Source organism: Methanocorpusculum vombati, assembly GCF_026891935.1.
Taxonomy (GTDB): domain Archaea; phylum Halobacteriota; class Methanomicrobia; order Methanomicrobiales; family Methanocorpusculaceae; genus Methanocorpusculum; species Methanocorpusculum vombati.
Genome location: NZ_JAPTGC010000001.1, coordinates 1 through 20,017, shown reverse-complemented (window position 1 = coordinate 20,017; position 20,017 = coordinate 1). Strand labels below are relative to the sequence as shown.

The following is a 20,017-nucleotide window of genomic DNA, read 5'->3' as shown; positions in this document are numbered from 1 at the left end:
GGGGATTGATTCTTTTTTATACGCGTCGTAATCTGATGGGGTGTTATGTACTATTTCCTGATCATTTTTTTCTTTAGAATATTTTATGTCATTTGACATGTGAGTATATTGTAGGATGTCGCAACAGCAGAGCAGAGCAGAGCAGAGCAGAGCAGAGCAGAGCAGAGCAGAGCAGAGCAGAGCCTATAGAAACCTATTATCAATCTCTCAAAACATCAAAAACTGAAAATAGTGGTATTCGTTTTGGACAATGGTGTACAAGCGCATGGAATAAATGTCCCTTCAGGCATTCTCGATGCGCCACCTCTGTTTTGTATAAACTCAGACGAATAGTGTATGGTAAAAGAGATCAGCAGGTTGGCTATGGTGGTTCTTACAAAATACTGGAACATGAGAAAGAGTACAAGAAACTGTATGATCTTCTCAGTGATGAAAAATCTCGAAAAACCCTGATGTGCATTCTGCGATATAGAATCACCGGAGATTTTGAACTGCTCCATGCTGAGAGTGATTTCATATTCAACCAGTACTTCGACAAGAACATTATGCAGTTCACTGACAGTGAAGTTTTTGTGGACTGTGGCGGATTTGTTGGAGATACTACTGAGATGTTTATCAGCCGGATACGAAATTTTTCAAAAATCTATCTCTATGAACCAGAAAAAGGGAACTATGAAAAGGCATCCCACTATCTCTCAACATGGGAAGGAGAAGTATTTGATAAAATTGTTTTGAGAAATGCGGGTGTCGGAAAAGAAAGAGCATCACTCAAGATATCATCAGGAGGTTCAGGATCTCATATCTCACAGTCAGGAGATCAAGAGGTTCAGATAACTTCTCTTGACGATGATATCAATGAACCTGTCACGTTCATCAAAATGGATATCGAAGGATTTGAACTGGATGCTCTGACGGGAGCAAAAAATCATATCATAATGGAAAAACCAAAACTCGCAATCTGTGTGTATCACAAACCCGACGATCTCTGGCAGATTCCCGAATACATCCTGCAATTAAATCCGTCATACAAACTCTATCTCCGGCAGTACAAAGCGGGTGATGGAAACAATGCGTGGGAATCAGTATTGTATGCGGTTTAATATCAGGATGAACTGCTGATCTGTTCCTGATGTGCATGATCCTCAACCAAATTTTATTTCCGGAATTGAACTGATGAAGTCAACAAGAAAAAAATACAATTGGTGAGTAACCCCGCCTTTCCTTTCTTACAGCTCAGCCCTAACGTTCCTCGCTGCCTCGCACATATTCGCGAGTTTCGCAAACGCCACCTCCGGCGTATGCATCCGGAGGCCGCAGTCGGGATCGATCAGAATATTTTTCGCGCCGAACACCTCCACACAGGATCGGATCCGTTTCTCGATCTCCTCGACCGGCTCCACCTCCGGCTCGGAACTCTTCACACATCCGCAGCCGATCTTTTTGTTCCGCAGATCATGACGCGAGATGTCGGAGAGATTGTCTGGGCTTACCGAGTACTCGAAATCGATCACATCTACCGGCAGCCGCGTCCACTCCGACGAGATCGTATTCAGCCGTCCGCATGTGTGAATACACGACGGTGTTGCAATATCCCGGAAAATAATTTTGAGCGCTTCTTTTGCCGTCTCAATATCCATCGCGCCGGTCGAGAGGATCGGCTCGTCCACCTGAATCATGTATGCGCCGCTCGCTGCAAGGAATTTCGCTTCCGAGTGAAGGGCCGCCGCAAGATCCAGTACCAGCTCGTCCCGGTTCCGGTAGGCGGGTGTTGCAATCTTAAGCGCATATGCAAGAGTACACGGCCCGGTCAGAATGCCTTTCACATACTTCGTCTGTGTTAAAGCATACCGGGTATCCGCAACCGTAATCGGTTTTTCCGAGATGCCGATTGTCCCGGTAACCGTGTTTCCGTTGATTCCCGGAAGCTTTGAGACGAATGCCTGTACCATATCGGCCCGTACCTGTCCGTCGGAGATGATGTCCACGCCTGCCCGGAGCTGCTCGGCGACCGCAAACTGTACCGCTTTTTTATACGGATCAAAAAGTGCCGAAAGGCCGGTTCCTTTCACGCACGGAAAAGATCCGACAACCGTGGTCGGGAGAAGTTTCGGAAGCTGCATATCTACAGCATTCGGGAAGAAACATAAAAAAAGTTTGGGTATGTACCGGTTCTGTGCCGGTCGCCCTCTTCTCTTCACCCTGCATGCACCTATACCTCTAAATACAGGGGTGCTTAATATTACAACTCAATAACTGAATACATTCGGGATGAGTTTTTTCAGAGTAATACAACTTCTATGAATTCATTGTGTGTGTTTTTAAAATTGAGGAGAAAATGGTACATTTACAGGTACGGCGGAATGGAACCGACACCCGCCAATACCGGAGGCATGGCAGAGGAATACTGGTTTGCACAGTGCTGGCGCTGACCCTCATGGCGTTCTCGGCGGGATGCATCAGCCAGCCGCTGCAGACCCATCATACACTGGAAGAGGAGTATGCGGATCAGCTTGCGGTTGCGGAGAACCTGACGCGTGCGGTCGGGGTCTCTGTCACCATGGCAAACCTTGCCTTACAGGACGCTGCGAACACAATCGCGGAAGATCCGACCAATGAAACACTGGTACATCAGGTGTTCGGCAGTCTGTACCTGAAGTATACGTCCGTGAAGGCTCTGATGATTGTGGATACGGAGAAGCGGATTACCCTGGTTGAACCGACGGCAAACCCGTTCATGTCCTCTCTCCTCAACGTTACCATTGAGGATCCGCACTTTACCTACTCTGCCAACTCGCCGCCTCTGACGCTGGTCGACTGGACATACGGCTTCAATGTCACGACCGCGATTCTCCCGATGGTCACCGGAGACGGTACGTACGCGGGGATCCTGATTGTGGCACTTGATCCCTCACTGTACTATGAAAGCCTCGTCCACTCCTATGAGCCGGCAGAAAAGTATGATGTGTGGATCGTGGATGAAGCGGGATACGTTATCCACAGTCCGGAACATGATCTGAAAAGCGAAAATATCCATGATATACACACTCCGGATCAGACGGAACTGGCCCGGGTACTGGAAAAGATTCTGAGTACGAAGTCCGGCGTGGAAACCTATGCTGCCTACAGCTACGGCGCCCTCAGTGTGGTAACTAGGGTTGCTGCCTGGGATACGGTTTCCCCCACGGCGGAGCGGAATATTTCCGGACCTACGGTTATTGTGACCTCGGATGTTGGGACGACCCAGCAGGTGGGTTACCCGACCCGGTCCACCGATCTGAAACTGGAGGAGTTTGTCCGGGAGGCCTATCTGTTTGCCAAGAAGACCGGAAAAGAAGCGGCGCTTGCGGAGTTCAGCAAACAGGACGGACAGTTTACGACAAAAGAATATTACACGGTTGCATTTGATATGAACGGCACACTGCTGGCAAATCCGTTCTACCCGCAGGGAATTGGTATGAACTGGATGCTGGAGGAGGATGAAAACGGGGTGGCTGCGGTTCTGGCATATACCTTCCGGGCAGGACAGGGAGGAGGATATATTACCCATGTGCATGAGAATCCGGAACATAATCTGAACGTGGAGGTCATGCTTAGTTATATTCAGCCGATCGACGAGACATGGTATATCGCTGCAGGCGAGTATCATCCGGAGATTACCGCGGTGGTTCCCGCCAGTAAGCGGCTGGAGATGCTGAAGTACGCCCGGGAGATTGCCGCCTTCATTACTATCGAGGGGTGGGAGCCTGCACTGGCGGCGATGAATAACGGTTCGTACTATCGTGACGATATCGAACTCAGCATCTACGACTTTGCCGGAAATTCGATTTATCATGATCCGGAGCCGTGGTCCACCGGAAATCTTCTGGGTGTTACGGATATCTACGGGGCATCCATCGGTCGCGGAACGATTGCCCTGGCGAGGATCGGCGGAGGGTTCGGCTATATTAATCTCCCGTCGGAGAGCCACGGTACAACCCAGCTGTCTCTGAAGTATATGCAGCCGATCGGTGATGACCGGTTTATTCTGCTCACTATCCCGATGAATACCTGAATCATTGGTATTCCGTGTCCCGCTCCTCTGGCAGCGGGACACGGATGTGACCGGGATCTCTGCGCCTTGAGTCTCGGTTCTTTTTTTCATATCCCTTCCGGTGATACCCGTGCTGCTGTAAAATGAGACCGCGGGGGTTCCCGACAAAAAAGAGAAAAGTCCCCGCTCCTCTTCAGAGCAGCAGGGCAACAAACATTCCCGGCTGCAGCGAGACGTAGAGGACAAGAAGCGACACTGCAATCAGGGCAACAAATACCACCGCGTTCCAGCGGAGGATTTTTCTGCCGTCCAGGGGACCGACCGGCAGCATGTTGAAGAACGCGAGCATCGCATTCACCTGGAATCCTATCATGCCCAGATAGAACAGGAATCCCGGGAAGGTGAACACACTGATCGATGCGCCGCCGAGCAGGACACCTGCAATCAGGCACGCAAGGAACGGAACTGCAAGAATAAGATTCGTCAGCGGCCCTGCAAGAGAAATAATACCGTTCTCCTTCTTCGTCATCTCGCGTCCGGCGGTATTGATCAGCGTTGCTCCCGGCGCGGCAAACACAATACCCGTAATGACCGCAACCACAACCGCGATCAACAGCATCTGCGTATTCTTGCGGAACTCTGCCCAGTACCCGTATCGGATTGCCACAAATTTGTGGGCGAGTTCGTGCAGCACGAACGAAAGCCCTACCGTCACCACCGCAACAACGAAGGTCATCACCAGCATATTCACCGAGATTTTGCCGACATCCGTGATCAGCGCAAGACCGCCGGAGATACCGAGCGTAAACGCGACCGCCAGACAGAACCAGGCGAACAGGAGATCACGCCGCTCAAACGGAGATATTTTTTCCAGAAAACTCATTTACTCACCACATCCTACCCGGACGCACTCCTCAAGCGTTCCCATCCGAGGAGTGACACCGCACATACCCGGCAGATAGGAAAACGCCTTGCCGGAGCTGGTCATGACCGTTCCCGCATGATCCATCAGAGGCGAGACCACCATGCAGGTGTCAGGCACAATCTTTGCACCGGACCTTGCGATCACCGCAAGCTCCTCTGCACAGGAGGCCCGCATCTCCTCGGCGACGAACACATAAAACGGCATCACCGTCTTTTTACCGGCAAGGAGTTCCGCAACACGGGCAACCTCCTCGCGGGAAAGGTGAGGACAGCCGATCGCAACCGCAGAGACCTCCGTCTCTTTGAACACATCCAGCACGTCCGCGACCTCAATCGTCACCACCTCGCGCTCGTCCTCGGCAATATGCTGCTTGAAGAACGGGAACCGCGTCTCCGGCGTAATCTCATTCACATGATACAGCGCAACCGCGCCGGACGCAGCCATTGCTGCACCGAGACTTTTCAGCATATCGCGGTTCGGTCGAAGCCCCATAAACAGCGGGATACGGTTCCCGGCAATCGCACCGGCAACCACACCGAGCGCTCCGTACTCGGCGTTCGTCCACTTCTTTGCCGCCTCTGGATCATCCAGCCGGAACTCGATCTGCGGCAGACGATTCTTCACAATATGCAGGCCGTACTCCGGTGTCTTGCCGGTCAGCGCTGAGGCAAGCGCGGACGGCCCGCCCTCGCGGTTCGTCCGTGCGCCGAGCACCGAGTTCGCGTAGCTGACCGCCGAACTCTCCGACCACGCAAGGTGATCGCCGCGTTCCACGATACTGAAGTAGTACGGCGTACAGGTGCAGGTCGGCCTGATGCCGAGCCGCATATACGCCTCGTTCACCTGAATCTGCTTCTCCGCAAAACTCTGCGGGATGCCGAGCTCTTCCCAGCCGTTCCGGGGCATACCGATCGGATTGAGGAATGCCGGCACCACTGCTTTTGCATCGATGCTCGATAACCACTCAAGACCGGCATCGCCGATCGTCTTGAACGACGCTCCGGAAACCTGCACACTCTTTACCGGAATAAATCGTTCCGCATCGTAAATCTTGCCGAGCGCCAGCAGAATCTCCATCATTTTCTGACGGCTCTCGCCGTACTCGCCATCCAGCAGCGCCTGATCGTACGTATCCAGTTCCATATTCACTCCTTACTTATTCATTCCAGTCTGCACGGATAAATTCATCCTCGTGCCCGAGCTGCATTGTTGCATCGATTCCCATCTTCACGTTCATGCCGTCACCGATCCGGCAGGGATCGAGCGACGAGCCGCGAACGCCGGAGATGATCATCACATCCTGATCCGCCCGGACGCGGGTTGCAATGGCAAACTCCACATCGTTTGGATCATAGATGTTGATGTCCTCGTCCACGACCACCACATGTTTGAGTGAGGTGTGCGCCGCAAACGCGGCCATGATCACATTCTTGCCGTCGCCGTTGGTCATCTTTTTTATCTGCACCACCGCATGGAAGTAGCCCGCTCCGCCCGGCGTGAGAAACACATCGCGGACGTTTGTCACGTTTGCTGCCGCCTGATAAATCCGCGGTTCGTAGGGTGCGCCCATCAGCATCTTGTGTTCCGCTCCGGCAGGCACAATGCCGTGATAGATGAAGTCCGGCTTGCAGGCCATTCCTTCAAGTTCAATTACCGGCTGCATGCGGACGGGATCATACGTACCGCTGATGTCCACAAACGGACCTTCCTCATGCAGGTCTGCGGTCATGTACCCATAGAGTACAATCTCTGCGTCCGGGACACGGATACCGTTCGGGCATGCATAAAGAGGCATGTCCTGTTGGAGAATCTCTGCCGCGTACGCCATCTCCTTTCCTTCCGGAACCCGGGTACATGCGGCAAAGGTCACCGCAGGATGTGCGCCGATCACGATTGCGACCGGCAGCTTTTCACCCGCAGCCTTTGCCTGCTGGAGCAGCTTGTAGGTGTGACGGCCTTCCACGATTCTTCCGATCAGATGCGTATCGTCGAGAACTTCCATGCGGTGAATCGATGCGTTCTCCACACCGTCCCACGCGGAAAACACAATGCCGGAGGTAAGATAGCGGCCTGCGTCTTTGGGGAAGTGTTTCATGATCGGAAGCGCGGAGAGCTTTGCCGGAACGAAGGTCAGCGGGCCTGCGTCATGGGTTTTCCCTGCGTACGTGCATGCGGCAAGCGTTTTGACGAGTCTCTCCTCCGGAATGCCCAGTGCGACCGAGAGGCTTTTGCGGTCCGCGATCGCGTTCATCACACATTTGTGTCCGTCGCAGTTGTGGAAGTAGAGCATTTTTTTACTGAAAAATGCCCGCTTCGGCGCTTCATATACCGACGAGACCGGTTCGGATATCTCCTCAGCCAGTCCTTCGGCAATCATTCGTTTGATAAAATCTCTCATTCTTTCCACCGTGATCCAATAGTGTGGGGTATTCCGCAGTGATCCAGTACGCGGGCGGCGATCAGGTCTGCGAGATCGGCAATCGTCTGCGGATGTGTGTACAGCGGAGGGGAAGCGGGCAGGATAACCGCTCCTGCATCGTGGGCGGCAAGCATATTGGTCAGATGCACGCGGGAGTACGGTGTCTCCCGCGGCACGAGGATCAGTTTCCGCCGCTCTTTGAGGGCTACGTCCGCCGCACGGGCTATCAGGGTTGTTGAGTAGCCGTTTGCAATTGCTGCAAGGCTCTTCATACTGCACGGAATGACAACCATGGCATCAAACAAAAACGATCCGCTGGCTATCCCCGCGGAGAGATCGCAGTTCTCCTCGTAATGCACGGGGTAGCCGGAAAGGTCCACCTCTTCCAGACGTGCGACGGTTCTTGCGGTGTCGGAGATGATCAGATACACCTCGATGCCGTCCGTTTTTGTGAGGGCTTCGATCAGCCGCTTTGCGTACAGCGTCCCGGAAGCTCCGGTGACTCCGACAACGATCCGCTTCATCCTTCTTATATTATACCTGTGAGTTTATGTTGTTTTGTTGCACGCCGCAGTGCGAGTACCTCGCGTGCGGCGTCGCCGACCTTCTCGCGAAGGTCGGCGGGTGCGTACACGCCGAGCCGCCACTGTCCCTGACGGGTGGCGTTCATCATGGCTATCATCGGGACGATCTCCTCAAACGGCACAAGGTCATGGTGATTACGCACCTTCACATCCATCTTCATCTCCTTTCGCAGAGGCGGAATGTCGAGGATGATCTTGTCCGGAGACACTCCTGCGGTCTCCGCGATTGCGGTGTGCATGCGTTCAATGCCGCTTGCGGTATGCGGCAGATGGTCGCGGTCCACGAGTTCGCGTCCGGCATAGACTGCTCTCTTATAGAGGTTTCGCGTACGGATACGGATCATCAGGTCGCGGGTGATGGGTTCCGGAGAGTTGAGCAGAAGGGCGGTTGCGGTCACATCATCCAGGGTAAGAAACTCCCGGACCGCGTCCGTGTTGTCTCCGAAATGTCTGCGGCATGCAAGCAGAAACATCTCTTCTGCGATCCGGCAGGCATGATGATAATAGACGGACGGGCCCATCAGTGTCCGTGCGATCAGTAGCGACTCGGCTGCCGAGATGCCGGACTCATTGAGGACAAGGGTGTCCGCAACAATCGCGAGGGATTTTGTCAGCCGTTCCGCATCGAAGTTACCGTACGGAGCTCCGGTATAGTGAGCGTCCCGCAGGAGATAGTCCATCCGGTCCACGTCAAGGTCGCCGTGAATGATGCCGGCATACCGGTGGCTGCCGGAGATGAGGGCTGCGACCTCGTCCGGGCTTACGGCATTTTTTTCCAGCTGCGCCGCAAGTGCAGGCTGATTCAGCTGTTCGCGAATGTCATCATGCGAAAACTGTGTGTACTCCTGCATCAGCCGCTCGCTTGCATGCGAGTATGGGCCGTGGCCGATGTCATGCAGGAGTGCGGCGCAACAGATTGTCCGCGTTTGTACTTTGTCAAAGTCGAGGCGTCTGCATAAAAGAGATGCGAGGTGCATCGCTCCAAGAGAGTGTTCAAACCGGGTATGGTTTGCTCCGGGATACACCAGATATGCAAAGCCCAGCTGCCGGATGTGGTGAAGACGCTGCAGTGCCGGTGAGTCTACCAGCGGCAGAATTTCTGCAGGGACTTCTATATATCCATGGACCGGGTCTTTGATCTGTTTTGGCATGAGGATCTATTTCTGTCCGATCGCTGGCAGATGGAACAGCATGGATCCTACCGGCGAACTGAGAAGTCCGGCGGCATGGTTGAAGGTGATCGGGGCGGACTGCTCACCGGTGATCTGATTGCCTTCGACGGTGTAGACAATTACATTGTCCGAAAATCCCTGAAAGGCGCTCATCATGGAGCGTGCATTGATGTAGATTCCGTCTGCGGTGCGGAACACGACAATGCTTGAGCCGTCGGTTGCAGTAATTTTGGTAAGTTCGGTACCGGTCTTTTCGGAAAGCCCCTGTACGTAGTGTCCGTTTGCCTCTTCAATGATGAGTCCGCCGATTCCTGCGCCAAGACCACAGAAGACGACGAGTACTGCGAATGTTACCGCAATGATTTCTGTTTTGTTCATTCCCATAATGATAATTATATGCGCGTATCTGTTAAAGAATCTTTACACTGGATTTTTTCAACGGCGGGGTGGTTTCCTTTTGTTACTTAGTGTCAGAATTTATCCTCCGGGAATGCCTATGAATATCGTAAGGTGATCTTTTTGGAGCATACGGCGACACCCGACAATCCGGAACATCTTGAGATCTGTTTCTGTCCTCTGCACGGACTGCTGGACACGATCAGCAAAAAATGGGCGCTGATGATTATTGCGGTTATCGGTAACCACGGTTCTGCAGGATTCAACGAGATGAAACGTTATCTCTGCAACGTCAGTTCAAAGACCCTGTCGAATACGCTGAAGGATCTTGAGGAGAAGGGGCTTATTTATCGTCAGGTGGTGGATCAGACTCCGCCGGTTGTCCGCTACTATCTCACCGTCTCCGGATGGGAACTGCGGGAACTGCTTATTCCGCTGCTCGCATGGGTGATGAAGAACGGCGGTCATGCGGATGAGGGGTGCCCGATTCACTTCAATGCGGAACAAGTCCGGTAAGGTGGTGAAGATGGTGGCGGATGTATCGTCTGCGACAGGTTGATGTTCCCTTCTCTCCAATAGAGTAACCGTATTTTTGCGAGGGTATCCAAGTGGCCAACGGAGGCTGACTCAAGATCTGCTCTCAAGGAGTTCGCGGGTTCGAATCCCTCCCCTCGCACTGTAATCTGGTCTGTTCCATTTCTTTTATTTCTCCTCCTGCCAATATACACATAAATGATTCCCCATATCCTTGCCATCTCCACCTCTCCCCGCCGCCACGGCAACTCCGAGTCGGCACTTGATACCATTCTTGCCGAGACCGGCGACCGCGTTTCCGCAGAAAAAGTAGTGCTCACCGATCTTTCCATCGCCCCCTGCAAAGGCTGTGGGGCGTGTGAAAAACTTGGCCGCTGCATTCAGGAGGATGACTTTCAACCCCTCGCACAGAAAATCCTTGATGCTGATGTGTTGATCCTCGCAACTCCCGTGTACTCCATGTCGGTCTGTGCGCAGTCAAAGGCGTTGATCGATCGCTGTCAGGTGTTCTGGTCACGGAAGTACGTGCTTCATACCTTTGAGGAACCGGCCGGAACAAAACTCGGCCTCTTCATCGCAACTGCCGGACAGACCCGCGACCACATTTTTGATCACACCGTGCCGGTCGCCCGTTTCCTCTTTGACGTTGCGGGCATCAAACCGAAACACACAATGCTTCTCCTTCTCAATGGTCTTGATAAGAAGACCGACTTTTTGGAAAACCCTGCGGCTGTTGCCAAAGCAAAAGATACCGCCGCCGCTCTTCTTGCATCCCTTGAGGTAGTATGACACAGATCACCGCAGTAAACGGAAGCCCCCGCAAACATGGAAACACCGATACGGTTCTTGATGCCTTTCTTCGGGGTGCGGAACGTGCAGGAGCCGTAACGAACAAAATTTCGCTCGTGGATATCGATCACAAAAACTGCCGGGGCTGCAATGCCTGCCACAAAAAAGGTGTCTGCATTCTTACGGATGATCTGACGCCTATCTTTGATGAGGTGCTTGCCGCAGACATTCTTGTTCTTGCCTCCCCCATCTACTCCATGACCGTCACCGCGGAGATGAAGTCCTTCATTGACCGCGGACAGTTTCTCTGGGCACAGAAGTTTGTCACAAAAACCCTTGCGTTCTCTGACGATCATCTCAGGAATCACATCGGCGTGTATCTTGGCACGTCCGGGCAGGATATCCCGCACATCTTTGATGCGGCATTCCCGGTCGTGCGGGCATTCTTCAATGATGCAGGATTTTCGTACACCGAAAATGTTCTGTTCGCAGGAATGGATCAGCACGGCGGTGTCAGGGGATGGCCTGAATCGGTGGCGTTTGCCGAGGCCGAGGGAAAACGGATCGCGAAGATGATCTGATCTTTGATCTTCGCTCCATTTTTTTAAAAGAACTCCGTGATGTTCTCCTCCGGCTTTTTTGATGGGTCGGGAAAAAAAGCCATAAATGAGATTTTTTCCGAAATCCATAATAGACGGGGGAACCGTCTGTTCCCCAGGTATCTCCGCGGGGTCCGGTTTAGCAGTTTTCTTCTATCCAGCTGTGCAAAACCTTCAGTTGCTCGGGTGTATGGAACCAGTGCTCCCCGCCTTTCATAATCGTCAGATGACAATGGAACCGTCTGGAAAAATCATCGACCACAGAGAGGTCGATCAGGTTGTCATTCTCTGCGTACAATATCCGGGTTGGCTTCTCCCAGCTCGCAATCGGATGTTCCCGCACATAAGTCAGATACTTCCATGACAGCGCCTGGCCGGATTGTGTGGGGATTATCTGTTCTTTCTCCAGTTGTTCATCCGTTACGCCCGCCTGCCGCATCATATTTTCTATCAGATAGTTCATGTCCGGAACCGGAGACACAAAAAGACAGCGTTCCAACGGCTCGTTCTCAAAACTCATCATACAAAACCATGCGCCGATACTGGTGGCCCGGACTGCTATTCTCTCCCAGCGGGTCTGTGCATACGCCAGAACTGACTGCAGCTCCGGAACAACCTGTCAGGGCACAAATCCGTCTGTGTCATGTTTGCGCTCTCCATGTCCCGGCAGATCCAGACTCAGTACCTGCCATCCGCGGGGACAGACGATGCTGCTGAATGACTCCGCCTCTTCTTTGCAGCCGCAGAGGCCGTGCACATAGATGTAGAGTTTTTCCGCGGGCTCACCCCAGAGGATAGCCGGAATCTTTCCAATCGTTACCTGTTTCTGTGGTATCTCTGTCATGTTGATCTCTGCCGCAGGTCGGGATACTCCCGTACCAGCCGCCGCCGCCAGATCTCCTCCGGAGGTTCATTCATCAGTGCTTCTGCGACGTGCAGTTCTGCCCGGGCCGCTGCCGATGCCCGTCCGAGCATCCGCACTGTCTCTCTTGCCTGCCGCATCGGCGTAAACGAGACATCACACTCCGCGTCCCAGAAGATCAGTGCCTCTGCCGGAGCCGGATGCACGCGGTGTCCGGCTTTCGTCAGCAGATCGCCTGCCGTCTCCGGTTCGGCCACTCCCGCGCCGACCGACGCAAGAAATCCTGCCATGCCCCGCACCATATTCCAGAGGAAACTTTTCGCCGCAACCTCAAACACCGGGCAGCCGTCCGGCGCTGCAAACACCCTTGCCTTTGTTACCGTCCGGTTCGGATCGCGCCCTTCTTCCATTTTGGAAAACCGCGTGAAGTCATGTCTCCCGATAAACTGCCGGGCTGCTGCATCCATTGCAGCAACGTCTGCCGCGTAGGGAAAATAGTACCGGTAGGTCCGGGATGTCACCGCATAGCGGGGATAAAAATCCGGTGACACCTCGGCCGCCCCGAGACACCAGATGTCGTCCGGCAGCCAGAAGTTCAGGGCATCGACTGCCTTCTCTGGATGATCGGTTGTGACGGAGACGATCTGTTTGCGGGCGGACACTCCCTTGTCCGTCCGTCCGGAGATGCGGAAGTGCGCCTCCTTTGCATCGGCAAAGAGACCGAGGCCGACACCCGCCGCAATGAACTCTCCTTCCACCGTCCGCCGGTTTGGCTGCGCCTGTGACCCGGCGAAATTATCCCCCTTGTATCCTACAGCAAATGCGAGCTTCATTTTTTCCGGTGGATGATTCTCCGCCGCGGCCGGTGACGGAACTGCGGCACGCGCCTGCGCACCTTACGAACTGTATTGTCCCATGACTGCCGGGTATAGGTACGGAGCGGCGTCTTTTTGCAGGTGCAGGAGACACGTCCTGCCCGAATTGCATCAAGAATTGCCGCAACCGATCGTTCCCCGGCTTCTATCTCAGTTACGCCGAACCCGACAAATTTACAGTTGTGGGCATCCGAACCTGCAGTTGCTGGTCTGCCATACTTTTTTGCCATCTTTGCGGCTTTTTGGTTTGCCGTTCCGATAATGTAGCGGCTGTTTAGTGCCTCAACCGCGTCTGCTGCGATCAGCGCCTCTTTACACCGGAGACCGACCCCGTGCCGCCAGCGGTGGAACGGGTGGGGAACAATCGTTACCGCCCCGAGTGCTTTCGCTTCCGCAATCGTTGTCAGCACATCCTGTTTGGGTGCAAGAACCTGTGTTGTTCCGAGCACCAGCAGATGTCCCTGTTTTGTCGAAACCTCAATGCCGGGGATTATCAGAACTCCCGGATTCTGTGCGGCGAGTGCCGCAATCGATCCTTCCGTTGTGTCGTGATCGGTGATGGCCACCGCATCAAGCCCTGCCGCCGCCACTGCCGCCAGTACGGCCTCAACCGAACTTTCCCCGTCCCTTGATGCATTCGTGTGGACGTGCAGATCACATTTAAGAAGAACCATTTCGCGTACTAAGGGGATTCTCTTTCATTGCAGATTAATATTCCTGCTTTTTTCTGCCGTGCAAACCCTAACTATTTCGGGTTCGCCGATCCAATAAGAAACCATATGCATGTTCTCTTTCCCACCGGCCGCCAGAGTGAAACGGCACTGCGTTCCGCACTTGACGGTACAGACGCGTTTACGTACTCCATTGTGCCAACGGGAGAGATTGCCTCATTTCTGTCTCCGGGAGTTCTGTCCCGTCTGCTTTCGGCAGACCGGTATGATCTTGTCGTGGTCTCCGGTATGTGTACCGCATCGTTTGCGGAAGTGGAAGCGTCATGCGGTGTTCCGGTTCGGAAAGGCACGCGGCATGCCGCGGACATGCGGCTCTGCGTTCCGCTGATCCTTTCCGGCGGTCTTTCCGCAACCTCTCCGGCGGATGATCTTCTCAGTGATGAACGGCAGAGACAGGCTGCCGACCGGTTATCGGAGATGGAACGAACTGCCGAACCTGCGTTTGTGCTTCGCGGCGTTATGTTCGGCGGCACGTCCCGTATCAAGGTCATCCATGAGATCATGGATGCCCATCGGCATCCCGCCCTGCGGGATGCCGTGCTTGCCGCTGTGACCGGCGGTGCCGACGTGGTGGATCTCGGCTTCGGGTTTGACGCAACGCCCGACGACGTCCGCCGATGCTTTGCGGAGGTCGCGGACCTGGACATTCCGCTCTCGGTTGACACACTTGATCCCGCACTCATCGAGGCCGCGCTGTTCCGCTGCGATCTGATCTTCTCCCTGACCGCTGCAACGCTTCCTCTTCTTGCTGCGAAGGTCGAAGCCGCAGGCGCAGCGGCTGTTCTGATCCCCGGCGATACTTCCCTCACCGACACCGTCGCCGCCGCAAAAAAACTCGGCCTGTCGAAGATTCTTGCCGACCCGCTTCTTCAGCCTCCGCTCTCCGGCATGATCGCCTCGCTTGCCGGATACCTGCCGGAGTTCGGCTGTCCCAAAGTTCTTGGCTGCGTCAACGTGGTGGAGATGGTTGACGCCGACAGTCCGGGCATGTGTGCTCTGCTCGCCGCCGCAGCTGAAGAGTGCGGTGCGGCTGCTGTCCTCGTCTCCGCACACTCCGACAAAACCCGCGGCGCAACCCGCGAGATGCGGCGTGCTGTTGAGATGACCGCACTCTCGCGGGGACGGCCCTATCCCAAGGACGCCGGCGTGGACGTCCTGATCCTCAAGGAAAAACGCCGCCGCCGCGAACCACCGCTGGTCTACACAACCATCTCTGACGCACCCAAAGCATCAGACGATCTTGCCGCATATGACCCCTGCGGCAACTTCCGCATCGGCGTTGAGGACGGCAGAATCGTCGCCGTCCGGGGCGGTCATGCCATCTCCGGTACAAACTGGTATGACGTCTTCTCCGCAATCCTTGCCGAAGACGGCGTTTCACTGCTCGATCACGCCGCGTATCTTGGAAAAGAACTCTACAAAGCAGAACTCGCCCTTCGGTTCGGCAGAAGTTTTGAACAGGACGGCGCGTTCTGAAGACCGGATTGCTCTTATACCATAATCATCCCAATAACTGTATTAGCATGAATATCACCATCCGTCCCTACGAACCATCCGATCTCTACAGCGTCATGACGGTCTGGAACTCCATCATTGCCGAGGGTGATGCATTTCTTGAAGAAACCCCTCTCTCCCCGGAGGAAATGGGAACCTTCCTTGATCAGTTCCGCGGCGTCTTTTGTGCAAAGATCGGCAGTGAAGTTGCGGGCATCTATCTGCTCCGCAAACTCAACCCCGGCAAAGGATCGCACATCGCCGAGGTCATCTATGCGGTGAAGTTCTCCTTCCGCAACCTTGGCGTCGGCAAAAAAATGTGCGAACACTCCCTACAGACCGCCCGCGACCTCGGCTTTGCCGCGATCGTCTGTAACCGCATCCCGGCTCTCAACCCTGCCGCGATGAACTTCCTGACCAAATGCGGGTTCGTTCCCGCCGGTGAAATTCCCCGCGGGTACCGGAGTGTGAAAACTGTCACGGTTGACCCCGAACCGGCTCCCGCTGCGGATCAGAAGAAAGGAATCCTCGGAAAGATCTTCGACAAAAAACCCGAACCGCAAGCCCCGGTTGAAAAAGCAATTGTTGAGTATTTTTCGCTTTACTCCTACCTCAAAGAAGTCTGACGTCCATGCGATACTATCTCAGAGATGATGTCCTGATCGTCCGCGGTAATTTTCGTGCGGCAAGCAGCGGAATTGACGGCGGCATTGCCGACGTCAGAACGATCCTGAACATCACCGTTCCCCGGAACTTTTCCGGTGATGCCGCGCTTGCGATTGATCGGGTCGCAACTGTGCAGGGATTTCTTCAGCCGCACTTCGGACTACTGACTGCAGTTCCGATCACCAATCTCTGTGTTGCCCGCTATGACTACATCACCGTATTTGTCACCGCGGGTGTTTCGGACAGCAACCGCACCATCAATATTATTGTCACCTCGGACAGGCCGTTGTCGGACACGGCACTGCTTGGGGCAATGATCACGGTGACGGAGACAAAGATGCAGGTGCTGATGGATCGAAAACTTCCCGCCGGCGCATCGCCTACCGACGCCGTGGTGATCGCCGCGGAAAAATCCCGTTCGGCCCCCGAGATGTTTGCCGGCATTCTCACCGATACCGGCGAACGGATTGCAAAAGCCGTTCGTCAGGCCCTGACCGAGGCACTGGTCAGGTTTGACACATATCTTCTCTCTACGTGGGGCGTCTCCCGCGGATGGTCGCGGGGCTCTCCTGCGATTGTCCGGCGGACACGTCCCTCCTTTTTTATTTACAGCCGGTACGGCGGCGACCACTGGACGGAGTGGGTGCCGGAAGGCTGTCCCTACTATCCGTGCCACAACTACCCGCGGCAGCAGTGCAGTTTCTGCTACTGTCCCCTTTACCCCTGCATGGATTCAGAGCTTGGAACCATGATAGAAACACCGCACGGTGCGGTCTGGAGCTGTATGGACTGCCGTCTTGTGCATATCCCCGAGGTTGCGAATCATCTGCTGAAAAATCCTGAAGCAGGTATTTCGGAACTGAAGAATCTTGCAAAAAAGCTGGGAGAAAAATAAAGTATTTTTAGATGCCGAGCTTTTTGGCAAGCTCTTCTAAGGGGATTCCGTGAACCATTGCGGCCTCGCGGATGGTTTCGTTGTTTGCGATTGCACAGCCAAGGCATCCCATGCCGAAGCTCTGCAGAATTGCGGCACTCTCCGGTTTTTCGCGGAGCAGGTCAGCGATAGTTGAATCGATGGTAATTGCCATGTATACTACATTGGCAATTCGACTACTTGATGTTTCCGAACATAGCACAGGCACTTTCAGTACGCGGGGTCAGGGGTTAATATGGTATGACACCAATGAATCTGTTGGAGATCATAATGGACCCAAGTCAGATCCAGCAGATTACCGACAGAATCTCCCAAAAATTAGAATCCAAAGGAGTTTCGCCGGACAGGCAGAGCATTACGGATAAACTTGCAAGCTATATCAATGAGTTTGGTGTGGTGGCATATGAGGCGGAACGGAAAGTTTTGTCCGATCAGATGCGGCTGTACGAGATTCCTGAGGATGATTCGCCTGCCGCGCCGTCAGCAGCACCGGAAGGCGGGGTCTATTCCCTTTCCGAGATTCAGCCGGGTGAGTGGGTTACGGTTGAGGTGAAAGTGGTGTCTTTGCAGACGCCGACATCTCCGTCGATCGCACAGACCGGAGTTCTTGCGGACAGTTCGGGTGCCGTCCGGTTTGTGGTGTTTGCGAAGGCAAGTGAGATTCCCCCGCTGGAACTTGAGCAGTGGTACCGGATTGAGTCGGCGGTTGTTGATTCGTTCCGCGATGTTCCGAGCCTGAAGCTTCATTCGGGTTCCCGTGTCACACCGATTGCCGATGATCGGAGCCTGATGCCCGCCGCACCGGTTCGTCTGAGTGATCTGACTCCCGGAGTTGCGGCATCGATTCAGGTGAAGTTCATTGAGGAGTGGGAGACGCGGAGCGACCGTATGCTTCAGACGGGTCTTGTAGCGGATGTTTCCGGGAAGATGAAGTTTGTTCTGTGGAAGGATGAAGGTCGGGAGAAGCTGACTCTCGGGTCGGTCTATAATATATTCTATGCGAGTGTGGATACGTTCGGCGGTCGTCTGTCGCTCGCACTGAATACGGGTGTGTGGATGGAGGATGAGGATACGGATATTCCGGTACCGGTCGTGATGCCCGCGCCCAAAGAGGATCTGCCGGTGACAGCTATCCGTGATCTTTCTCCCGGGTATGCATCTGTTAGGGTGAAGTTTGTTGAGGAGTGGGAGCTGCGGAGCGATCGCATGATGCAGACGGGTCTTGTTGGTGATGAGACCGGGCGGATCAAGTTTGTTCTGTGGAAGGATGATCGCAAAGAGAAGCTTGTTCCGGGTCAGGTGTATCTGATCAAGAATGTGAAGGTGGATGAGTACAATGGCCGTTTGTCTCTTGGTCTGAACAGTGCGGAGTACTCCATCGCTGATGACGGCGATGATATTGTTGTGCAGGGAGTTGCTCCGTCAGTGCCGCTGCCGGTGACAAGCATCCGGGATCTTGCGGTCGGTTTTGCTTCTCTTCACGTGAAGTTTGTTGAGGAGTGGGAGTCGCGGAGTGAGCGTATGCTTCAGACCGGTCTGCTGGGAGATGAGACCGGGCGGATCAAGTTTGTTCTGTGGAAGGATGATACGAAGGAGAAGCTGGAGCCGGGTCGTGTGTATCATGTTACGAATGCGAAAGTGGATGAGTACAACGGTCGTCTATCCCTTGTTCTGAATAATGCGGTGTATGAGGCGGATGAGCCGGATGTCGATATTGCGGTCGGTACGGTTTTTGATGCGTATGCGGGAACAATTGTGCAGATCTCCGGAGGTTCGGGTCTGGTGAAGCGGTGCCCGGTGGAAGGATGCAATCGTGTACTGTCACGCCAGAACTTCTGTCCGATTCATGAGATTCAGAATGATTACCATTATGATCTGCGCATCAAGGCAGTTTTGGATGACGGTCATAAGGCGTACAATGTGCTGATGGGCCGCGAGGTTACGGAAGCACTTACCGGGATGACAATGGATCAGGCGATTGATCTTGCTTCGGAGAGTCCGCTCGGACTTGAGGAGGTACAGGCACAGTTCACGGAAAAGTTGTGCGGCCGGTATGTGCGTTGTTTCGGTAATGACTTTGAGGGCAGGATTCTGGTGAAGTCTGCCGAGTTTATTCATCTGGATCCTTCCGCAACTGCGGAACTGATGAATCGCGCGGGGACTTCTCCCGGAGGTGAGGAACAATGAGTGATGCAGGTTCGAATTTTATGTCGTACGAACGCGAGCCGGCGAAGCGTGTGTTTGCTGCTGAACTTCGCGAGGCGACGAAGACGTTTAAGGATACCGAGGATGAAAAAAGTCCGCTGTATGTTCTTCTGCCGACAGGCGAGCGGTGTAACCGTGTTCTGCTGGTCGGAACGATTACGCAGAAGGATAAAGTCGGGGATCAGAATATTCTGTATCGCGCGCGCATTTCGGATCCGACCGGCCTGTTCTTTGTGACTGCGGGTTCGTATCAGCCGGAGGCGATGCATCAGCTGGCAAAGATTGATCCGGAGACGCCGGTGTTTGTGGCGGTTGTCGGCAAGCCGAGTGTGTACACGACGCCGGAGGGAAAAGTTTTCACTTCTGTGCGCGCCGAATCGGTTCTTGTGGTGGATCAGGAGACACGCGATCTCTGGGTGCAGGATGCAGCGCGTTCAACGCTGGACAGGATTGATGCATTGGCCGGGGAAGATGTCGGAAGTGATGTTCTTCTTGCGCGCGAGACATACCGGTTCGATTCTGAACACTGGCGACGTATGGTGTATGATGCGCTGAGCAGGATGATGACTCTTTAATCCTCCCTATTTTTGTCTTTGTTTCTGCATAGGCTGGTTCTTTCTCCGCATTTTTGCTTTGTGCCGTTCCGGAATTTGGATCTGCTGTTTTTATTTGTATCAATGATCTATGTTGTTACCTCACAGTCTGCTTGTCTGTTTGTGAGGCGCAGCTGAGTTTTTTCAGCTGTGAATGTATCAGAGCTGGTTCGGTGGGTTTATATTCTCCCTCGTCCAACTATGTTACC

22 protein-coding genes and 1 tRNA gene are annotated in these 20,017 nt (G+C 54.0%); 11 read left to right on the top strand and 12 right to left on the bottom strand.

Features of this window, described 5'->3' with window-relative positions; translation table 11 throughout:
* Positions 1–92: 92 nt before the first annotated feature.
* Entirely contained in the window at positions 93–1,100 is a 1,008-nt protein-coding gene (locus O0S09_RS00115) for an FkbM family methyltransferase (RefSeq protein ID WP_268921829.1), read from the top strand.
* A 126-nt stretch (positions 1,101–1,226) separates the two neighbouring features.
* Here the strand turns inward: O0S09_RS00115 and O0S09_RS00110 are convergent, their stop codons facing one another.
* Entirely contained in the window at positions 1,227–2,120 is an 894-nt protein-coding gene (locus O0S09_RS00110; protein ID WP_268921828.1) for a methionine synthase, read from the bottom strand.
* Positions 2,121–2,416: 296 nt separating this feature from the next.
* Between O0S09_RS00110 and O0S09_RS00105 the strand changes: the two genes are divergently transcribed.
* Positions 2,417–4,051, top strand: coding sequence for a cache domain-containing protein (locus tag O0S09_RS00105; protein WP_268921827.1), 1,635 nt, complete (start codon positions 2,417–2,419; stop codon positions 4,049–4,051).
* Between the two features lie 172 nt (positions 4,052–4,223).
* On the opposite strand, the gene O0S09_RS00100 is transcribed toward O0S09_RS00105, so the two are convergent.
* From O0S09_RS00100 to O0S09_RS00075, 6 genes are read right to left on the bottom strand one after another with little or no spacing between them, the layout of a single operon-like run.
* Entirely contained in the window at positions 4,224–4,913 is a 690-nt protein-coding gene (locus O0S09_RS00100) for a site-2 protease family protein (protein ID WP_268921826.1), read from the bottom strand.
* Entirely contained in the window at positions 4,914–6,098 is a 1,185-nt protein-coding gene (locus O0S09_RS00095) for an aconitase X catalytic domain-containing protein (RefSeq protein WP_268921825.1), read from the bottom strand.
* A 13-nt stretch (positions 6,099–6,111) separates the two neighbouring features.
* On the bottom strand, positions 6,112–7,353 hold the full coding sequence (locus O0S09_RS00090) for a UbiD family decarboxylase (protein ID WP_268921824.1): 1,242 nt from the start codon (positions 7,351–7,353) through the stop codon (positions 6,112–6,114).
* A complete protein-coding gene (locus O0S09_RS00085) occupies positions 7,350–7,898 on the bottom strand; it encodes a UbiX family flavin prenyltransferase (RefSeq protein ID WP_268921822.1) in 549 nt (182 codons plus the stop codon). Before O0S09_RS00085 ends, O0S09_RS00090 begins: the two co-directional genes overlap by 4 nt.
* A gap of 5 nt (positions 7,899–7,903) precedes the next feature.
* Positions 7,904–9,109: an HD domain-containing protein gene (locus O0S09_RS00080; protein ID WP_268921821.1), complete on the bottom strand. Its 1,206-nt coding sequence runs from the start codon at positions 9,107–9,109 to the stop codon at positions 7,904–7,906.
* 6 nt (positions 9,110–9,115) lie between these two features.
* The gene (locus O0S09_RS00075) at positions 9,116–9,508 is read right to left on the bottom strand and encodes a hypothetical protein (RefSeq protein ID WP_268921819.1); all 393 of its coding nucleotides are present in this window, start codon (positions 9,506–9,508) and stop codon (positions 9,116–9,118) included.
* A 141-nt stretch (positions 9,509–9,649) separates the two neighbouring features.
* Between O0S09_RS00075 and O0S09_RS00070 the strand changes: the two genes are divergently transcribed.
* The 4 genes from O0S09_RS00070 to O0S09_RS00055 all read left to right on the top strand — a co-directional run bounded on the left by O0S09_RS00070 (position 9,650) and on the right by O0S09_RS00055 (position 11,430).
* Entirely contained in the window at positions 9,650–10,042 is a 393-nt protein-coding gene (locus O0S09_RS00070; RefSeq protein ID WP_268921818.1) for a winged helix-turn-helix transcriptional regulator, read from the top strand.
* A gap of 78 nt (positions 10,043–10,120) precedes the next feature.
* Positions 10,121–10,202: transfer RNA gene (locus tag O0S09_RS00065), tRNA-Leu, on the top strand.
* A 56-nt stretch (positions 10,203–10,258) separates the two neighbouring features.
* Complete coding sequence (locus O0S09_RS00060; RefSeq protein ID WP_268921816.1) at positions 10,259–10,849, top strand: flavodoxin family protein; 591 nt, start codon at positions 10,259–10,261, stop codon at positions 10,847–10,849.
* Positions 10,846–11,430, top strand: a complete 585-nt coding sequence (locus O0S09_RS00055) for a flavodoxin family protein (protein WP_268921815.1) — start codon at positions 10,846–10,848, stop codon at positions 11,428–11,430. The genes O0S09_RS00060 and O0S09_RS00055 overlap by 4 nt, the downstream gene beginning before the upstream one ends.
* 157 nt (positions 11,431–11,587) lie before the next feature.
* Here O0S09_RS00055 and O0S09_RS00050 read toward each other — a convergent pair whose 3' ends face one another.
* The 4 genes from O0S09_RS00050 to O0S09_RS00035 form a co-directional block, all read right to left on the bottom strand.
* A complete protein-coding gene (locus O0S09_RS00050; RefSeq protein ID WP_268921814.1) occupies positions 11,588–11,971 on the bottom strand; it encodes a hypothetical protein in 384 nt (127 codons plus the stop codon).
* Between the two features lie 96 nt (positions 11,972–12,067).
* Positions 12,068–12,292: an alpha/beta hydrolase family protein gene (locus tag O0S09_RS00045; RefSeq protein ID WP_268921812.1), complete on the bottom strand. Its 225-nt coding sequence runs from the start codon at positions 12,290–12,292 to the stop codon at positions 12,068–12,070.
* Positions 12,289–13,143 (bottom strand): tRNA pseudouridine(38-40) synthase TruA, encoded by an 855-nt coding sequence (truA, locus tag O0S09_RS00040; protein WP_268921810.1) that lies wholly within the window; start codon positions 13,141–13,143, stop codon positions 12,289–12,291. Before truA ends, O0S09_RS00045 begins: the two co-directional genes overlap by 4 nt.
* Complete coding sequence (locus tag O0S09_RS00035) at positions 13,140–13,859, bottom strand: CehA/McbA family metallohydrolase (RefSeq protein ID WP_268921809.1); 720 nt, start codon at positions 13,857–13,859, stop codon at positions 13,140–13,142. Before O0S09_RS00035 ends, truA begins: the two co-directional genes overlap by 4 nt.
* 105 nt (positions 13,860–13,964) lie before the next feature.
* Between O0S09_RS00035 and O0S09_RS00030 the strand changes: the two genes are divergently transcribed.
* From O0S09_RS00030 to O0S09_RS00020, 3 genes are read left to right on the top strand one after another with little or no spacing between them, the layout of a single operon-like run.
* Entirely contained in the window at positions 13,965–15,392 is a 1,428-nt protein-coding gene (locus tag O0S09_RS00030; protein WP_268921808.1) for a DUF4346 domain-containing protein, read from the top strand.
* A 47-nt stretch (positions 15,393–15,439) separates the two neighbouring features.
* A complete protein-coding gene (locus O0S09_RS00025; RefSeq protein ID WP_268921807.1) occupies positions 15,440–16,036 on the top strand; it encodes a GNAT family N-acetyltransferase in 597 nt (198 codons plus the stop codon).
* A gap of 5 nt (positions 16,037–16,041) precedes the next feature.
* Positions 16,042–16,971, top strand: a complete 930-nt coding sequence (locus O0S09_RS00020) for an adenosylcobinamide amidohydrolase (RefSeq protein ID WP_268921806.1) — start codon at positions 16,042–16,044, stop codon at positions 16,969–16,971.
* A gap of 7 nt (positions 16,972–16,978) precedes the next feature.
* Here the strand turns inward: O0S09_RS00020 and O0S09_RS00015 are convergent, their stop codons facing one another.
* Positions 16,979–17,164 carry a DUF1858 domain-containing protein gene (locus O0S09_RS00015; protein WP_268921805.1) on the bottom strand — a complete coding sequence of 62 codons (186 nt, stop codon included), beginning with the start codon at positions 17,162–17,164 and terminating at the stop codon, positions 16,979–16,981.
* Between the two features lie 116 nt (positions 17,165–17,280).
* On the opposite strand from O0S09_RS00015, the gene O0S09_RS00010 reads away from it, so the two are divergent.
* Positions 17,281–19,197 carry an OB-fold nucleic acid binding domain-containing protein gene (locus O0S09_RS00010; RefSeq protein WP_268921804.1) on the top strand — a complete coding sequence of 639 codons (1,917 nt, stop codon included), beginning with the start codon at positions 17,281–17,283 and terminating at the stop codon, positions 19,195–19,197.
* Positions 19,194–19,790, top strand: coding sequence for an RPA family protein (locus O0S09_RS00005; protein ID WP_268921803.1), 597 nt, complete (start codon positions 19,194–19,196; stop codon positions 19,788–19,790). The genes O0S09_RS00010 and O0S09_RS00005 overlap by 4 nt, the downstream gene beginning before the upstream one ends.
* Positions 19,791–20,017: the final 227 nt, after the last annotated feature.

Excerpts from the sequence above, each read along its gene's own strand:
- O0S09_RS00015 (WP_268921805.1), bottom strand. The coding sequence starts at position 17,164 with ATGGCAATTACCATCGATTCAACTATCGCTGACCTGCTCCGCGAAAAA.
- truA (WP_268921810.1), bottom strand. The coding sequence starts at position 13,143 with ATGAAGCTCGCATTTGCTGTAGGATACAAGGGGGATAATTTCGCCGGG.
- O0S09_RS00035 (WP_268921809.1), bottom strand. The coding sequence starts at position 13,859 with ATGGTTCTTCTTAAATGTGATCTGCACGTCCACACGAATGCATCAAGG.
- O0S09_RS00060 (WP_268921816.1), top strand. The coding sequence starts at position 10,259 with ATGATTCCCCATATCCTTGCCATCTCCACCTCTCCCCGCCGCCACGGC.
- O0S09_RS00045 (WP_268921812.1), bottom strand. The coding sequence starts at position 12,292 with ATGACAGAGATACCACAGAAACAGGTAACGATTGGAAAGATTCCGGCT.
- O0S09_RS00030 (WP_268921808.1), top strand. The coding sequence starts at position 13,965 with ATGCATGTTCTCTTTCCCACCGGCCGCCAGAGTGAAACGGCACTGCGT.
- O0S09_RS00090 (WP_268921824.1), bottom strand. The coding sequence starts at position 7,353 with ATGAGAGATTTTATCAAACGAATGATTGCCGAAGGACTGGCTGAGGAG.
- O0S09_RS00055 (WP_268921815.1), top strand. The coding sequence starts at position 10,846 with ATGACACAGATCACCGCAGTAAACGGAAGCCCCCGCAAACATGGAAAC.
- O0S09_RS00110 (WP_268921828.1), bottom strand. The coding sequence starts at position 2,120 with ATGCAGCTTCCGAAACTTCTCCCGACCACGGTTGTCGGATCTTTTCCG.
- O0S09_RS00050 (WP_268921814.1), bottom strand. The coding sequence starts at position 11,971 with ATGATGAGTTTTGAGAACGAGCCGTTGGAACGCTGTCTTTTTGTGTCT.
- O0S09_RS00010 (WP_268921804.1), top strand. The coding sequence starts at position 17,281 with ATGGACCCAAGTCAGATCCAGCAGATTACCGACAGAATCTCCCAAAAA.
- O0S09_RS00020 (WP_268921806.1), top strand. The coding sequence starts at position 16,042 with ATGCGATACTATCTCAGAGATGATGTCCTGATCGTCCGCGGTAATTTT.
- O0S09_RS00100 (WP_268921826.1), bottom strand. The coding sequence starts at position 4,913 with ATGAGTTTTCTGGAAAAAATATCTCCGTTTGAGCGGCGTGATCTCCTG.
- O0S09_RS00025 (WP_268921807.1), top strand. The coding sequence starts at position 15,440 with ATGAATATCACCATCCGTCCCTACGAACCATCCGATCTCTACAGCGTC.
- O0S09_RS00085 (WP_268921822.1), bottom strand. The coding sequence starts at position 7,898 with ATGAAGCGGATCGTTGTCGGAGTCACCGGAGCTTCCGGGACGCTGTAC.
- O0S09_RS00005 (WP_268921803.1), top strand. The coding sequence starts at position 19,194 with ATGAGTGATGCAGGTTCGAATTTTATGTCGTACGAACGCGAGCCGGCG.
- O0S09_RS00080 (WP_268921821.1), bottom strand. The coding sequence starts at position 9,109 with ATGCCAAAACAGATCAAAGACCCGGTCCATGGATATATAGAAGTCCCT.
- O0S09_RS00075 (WP_268921819.1), bottom strand. The coding sequence starts at position 9,508 with ATGAACAAAACAGAAATCATTGCGGTAACATTCGCAGTACTCGTCGTC.
- O0S09_RS00095 (WP_268921825.1), bottom strand. The coding sequence starts at position 6,098 with ATGGAACTGGATACGTACGATCAGGCGCTGCTGGATGGCGAGTACGGC.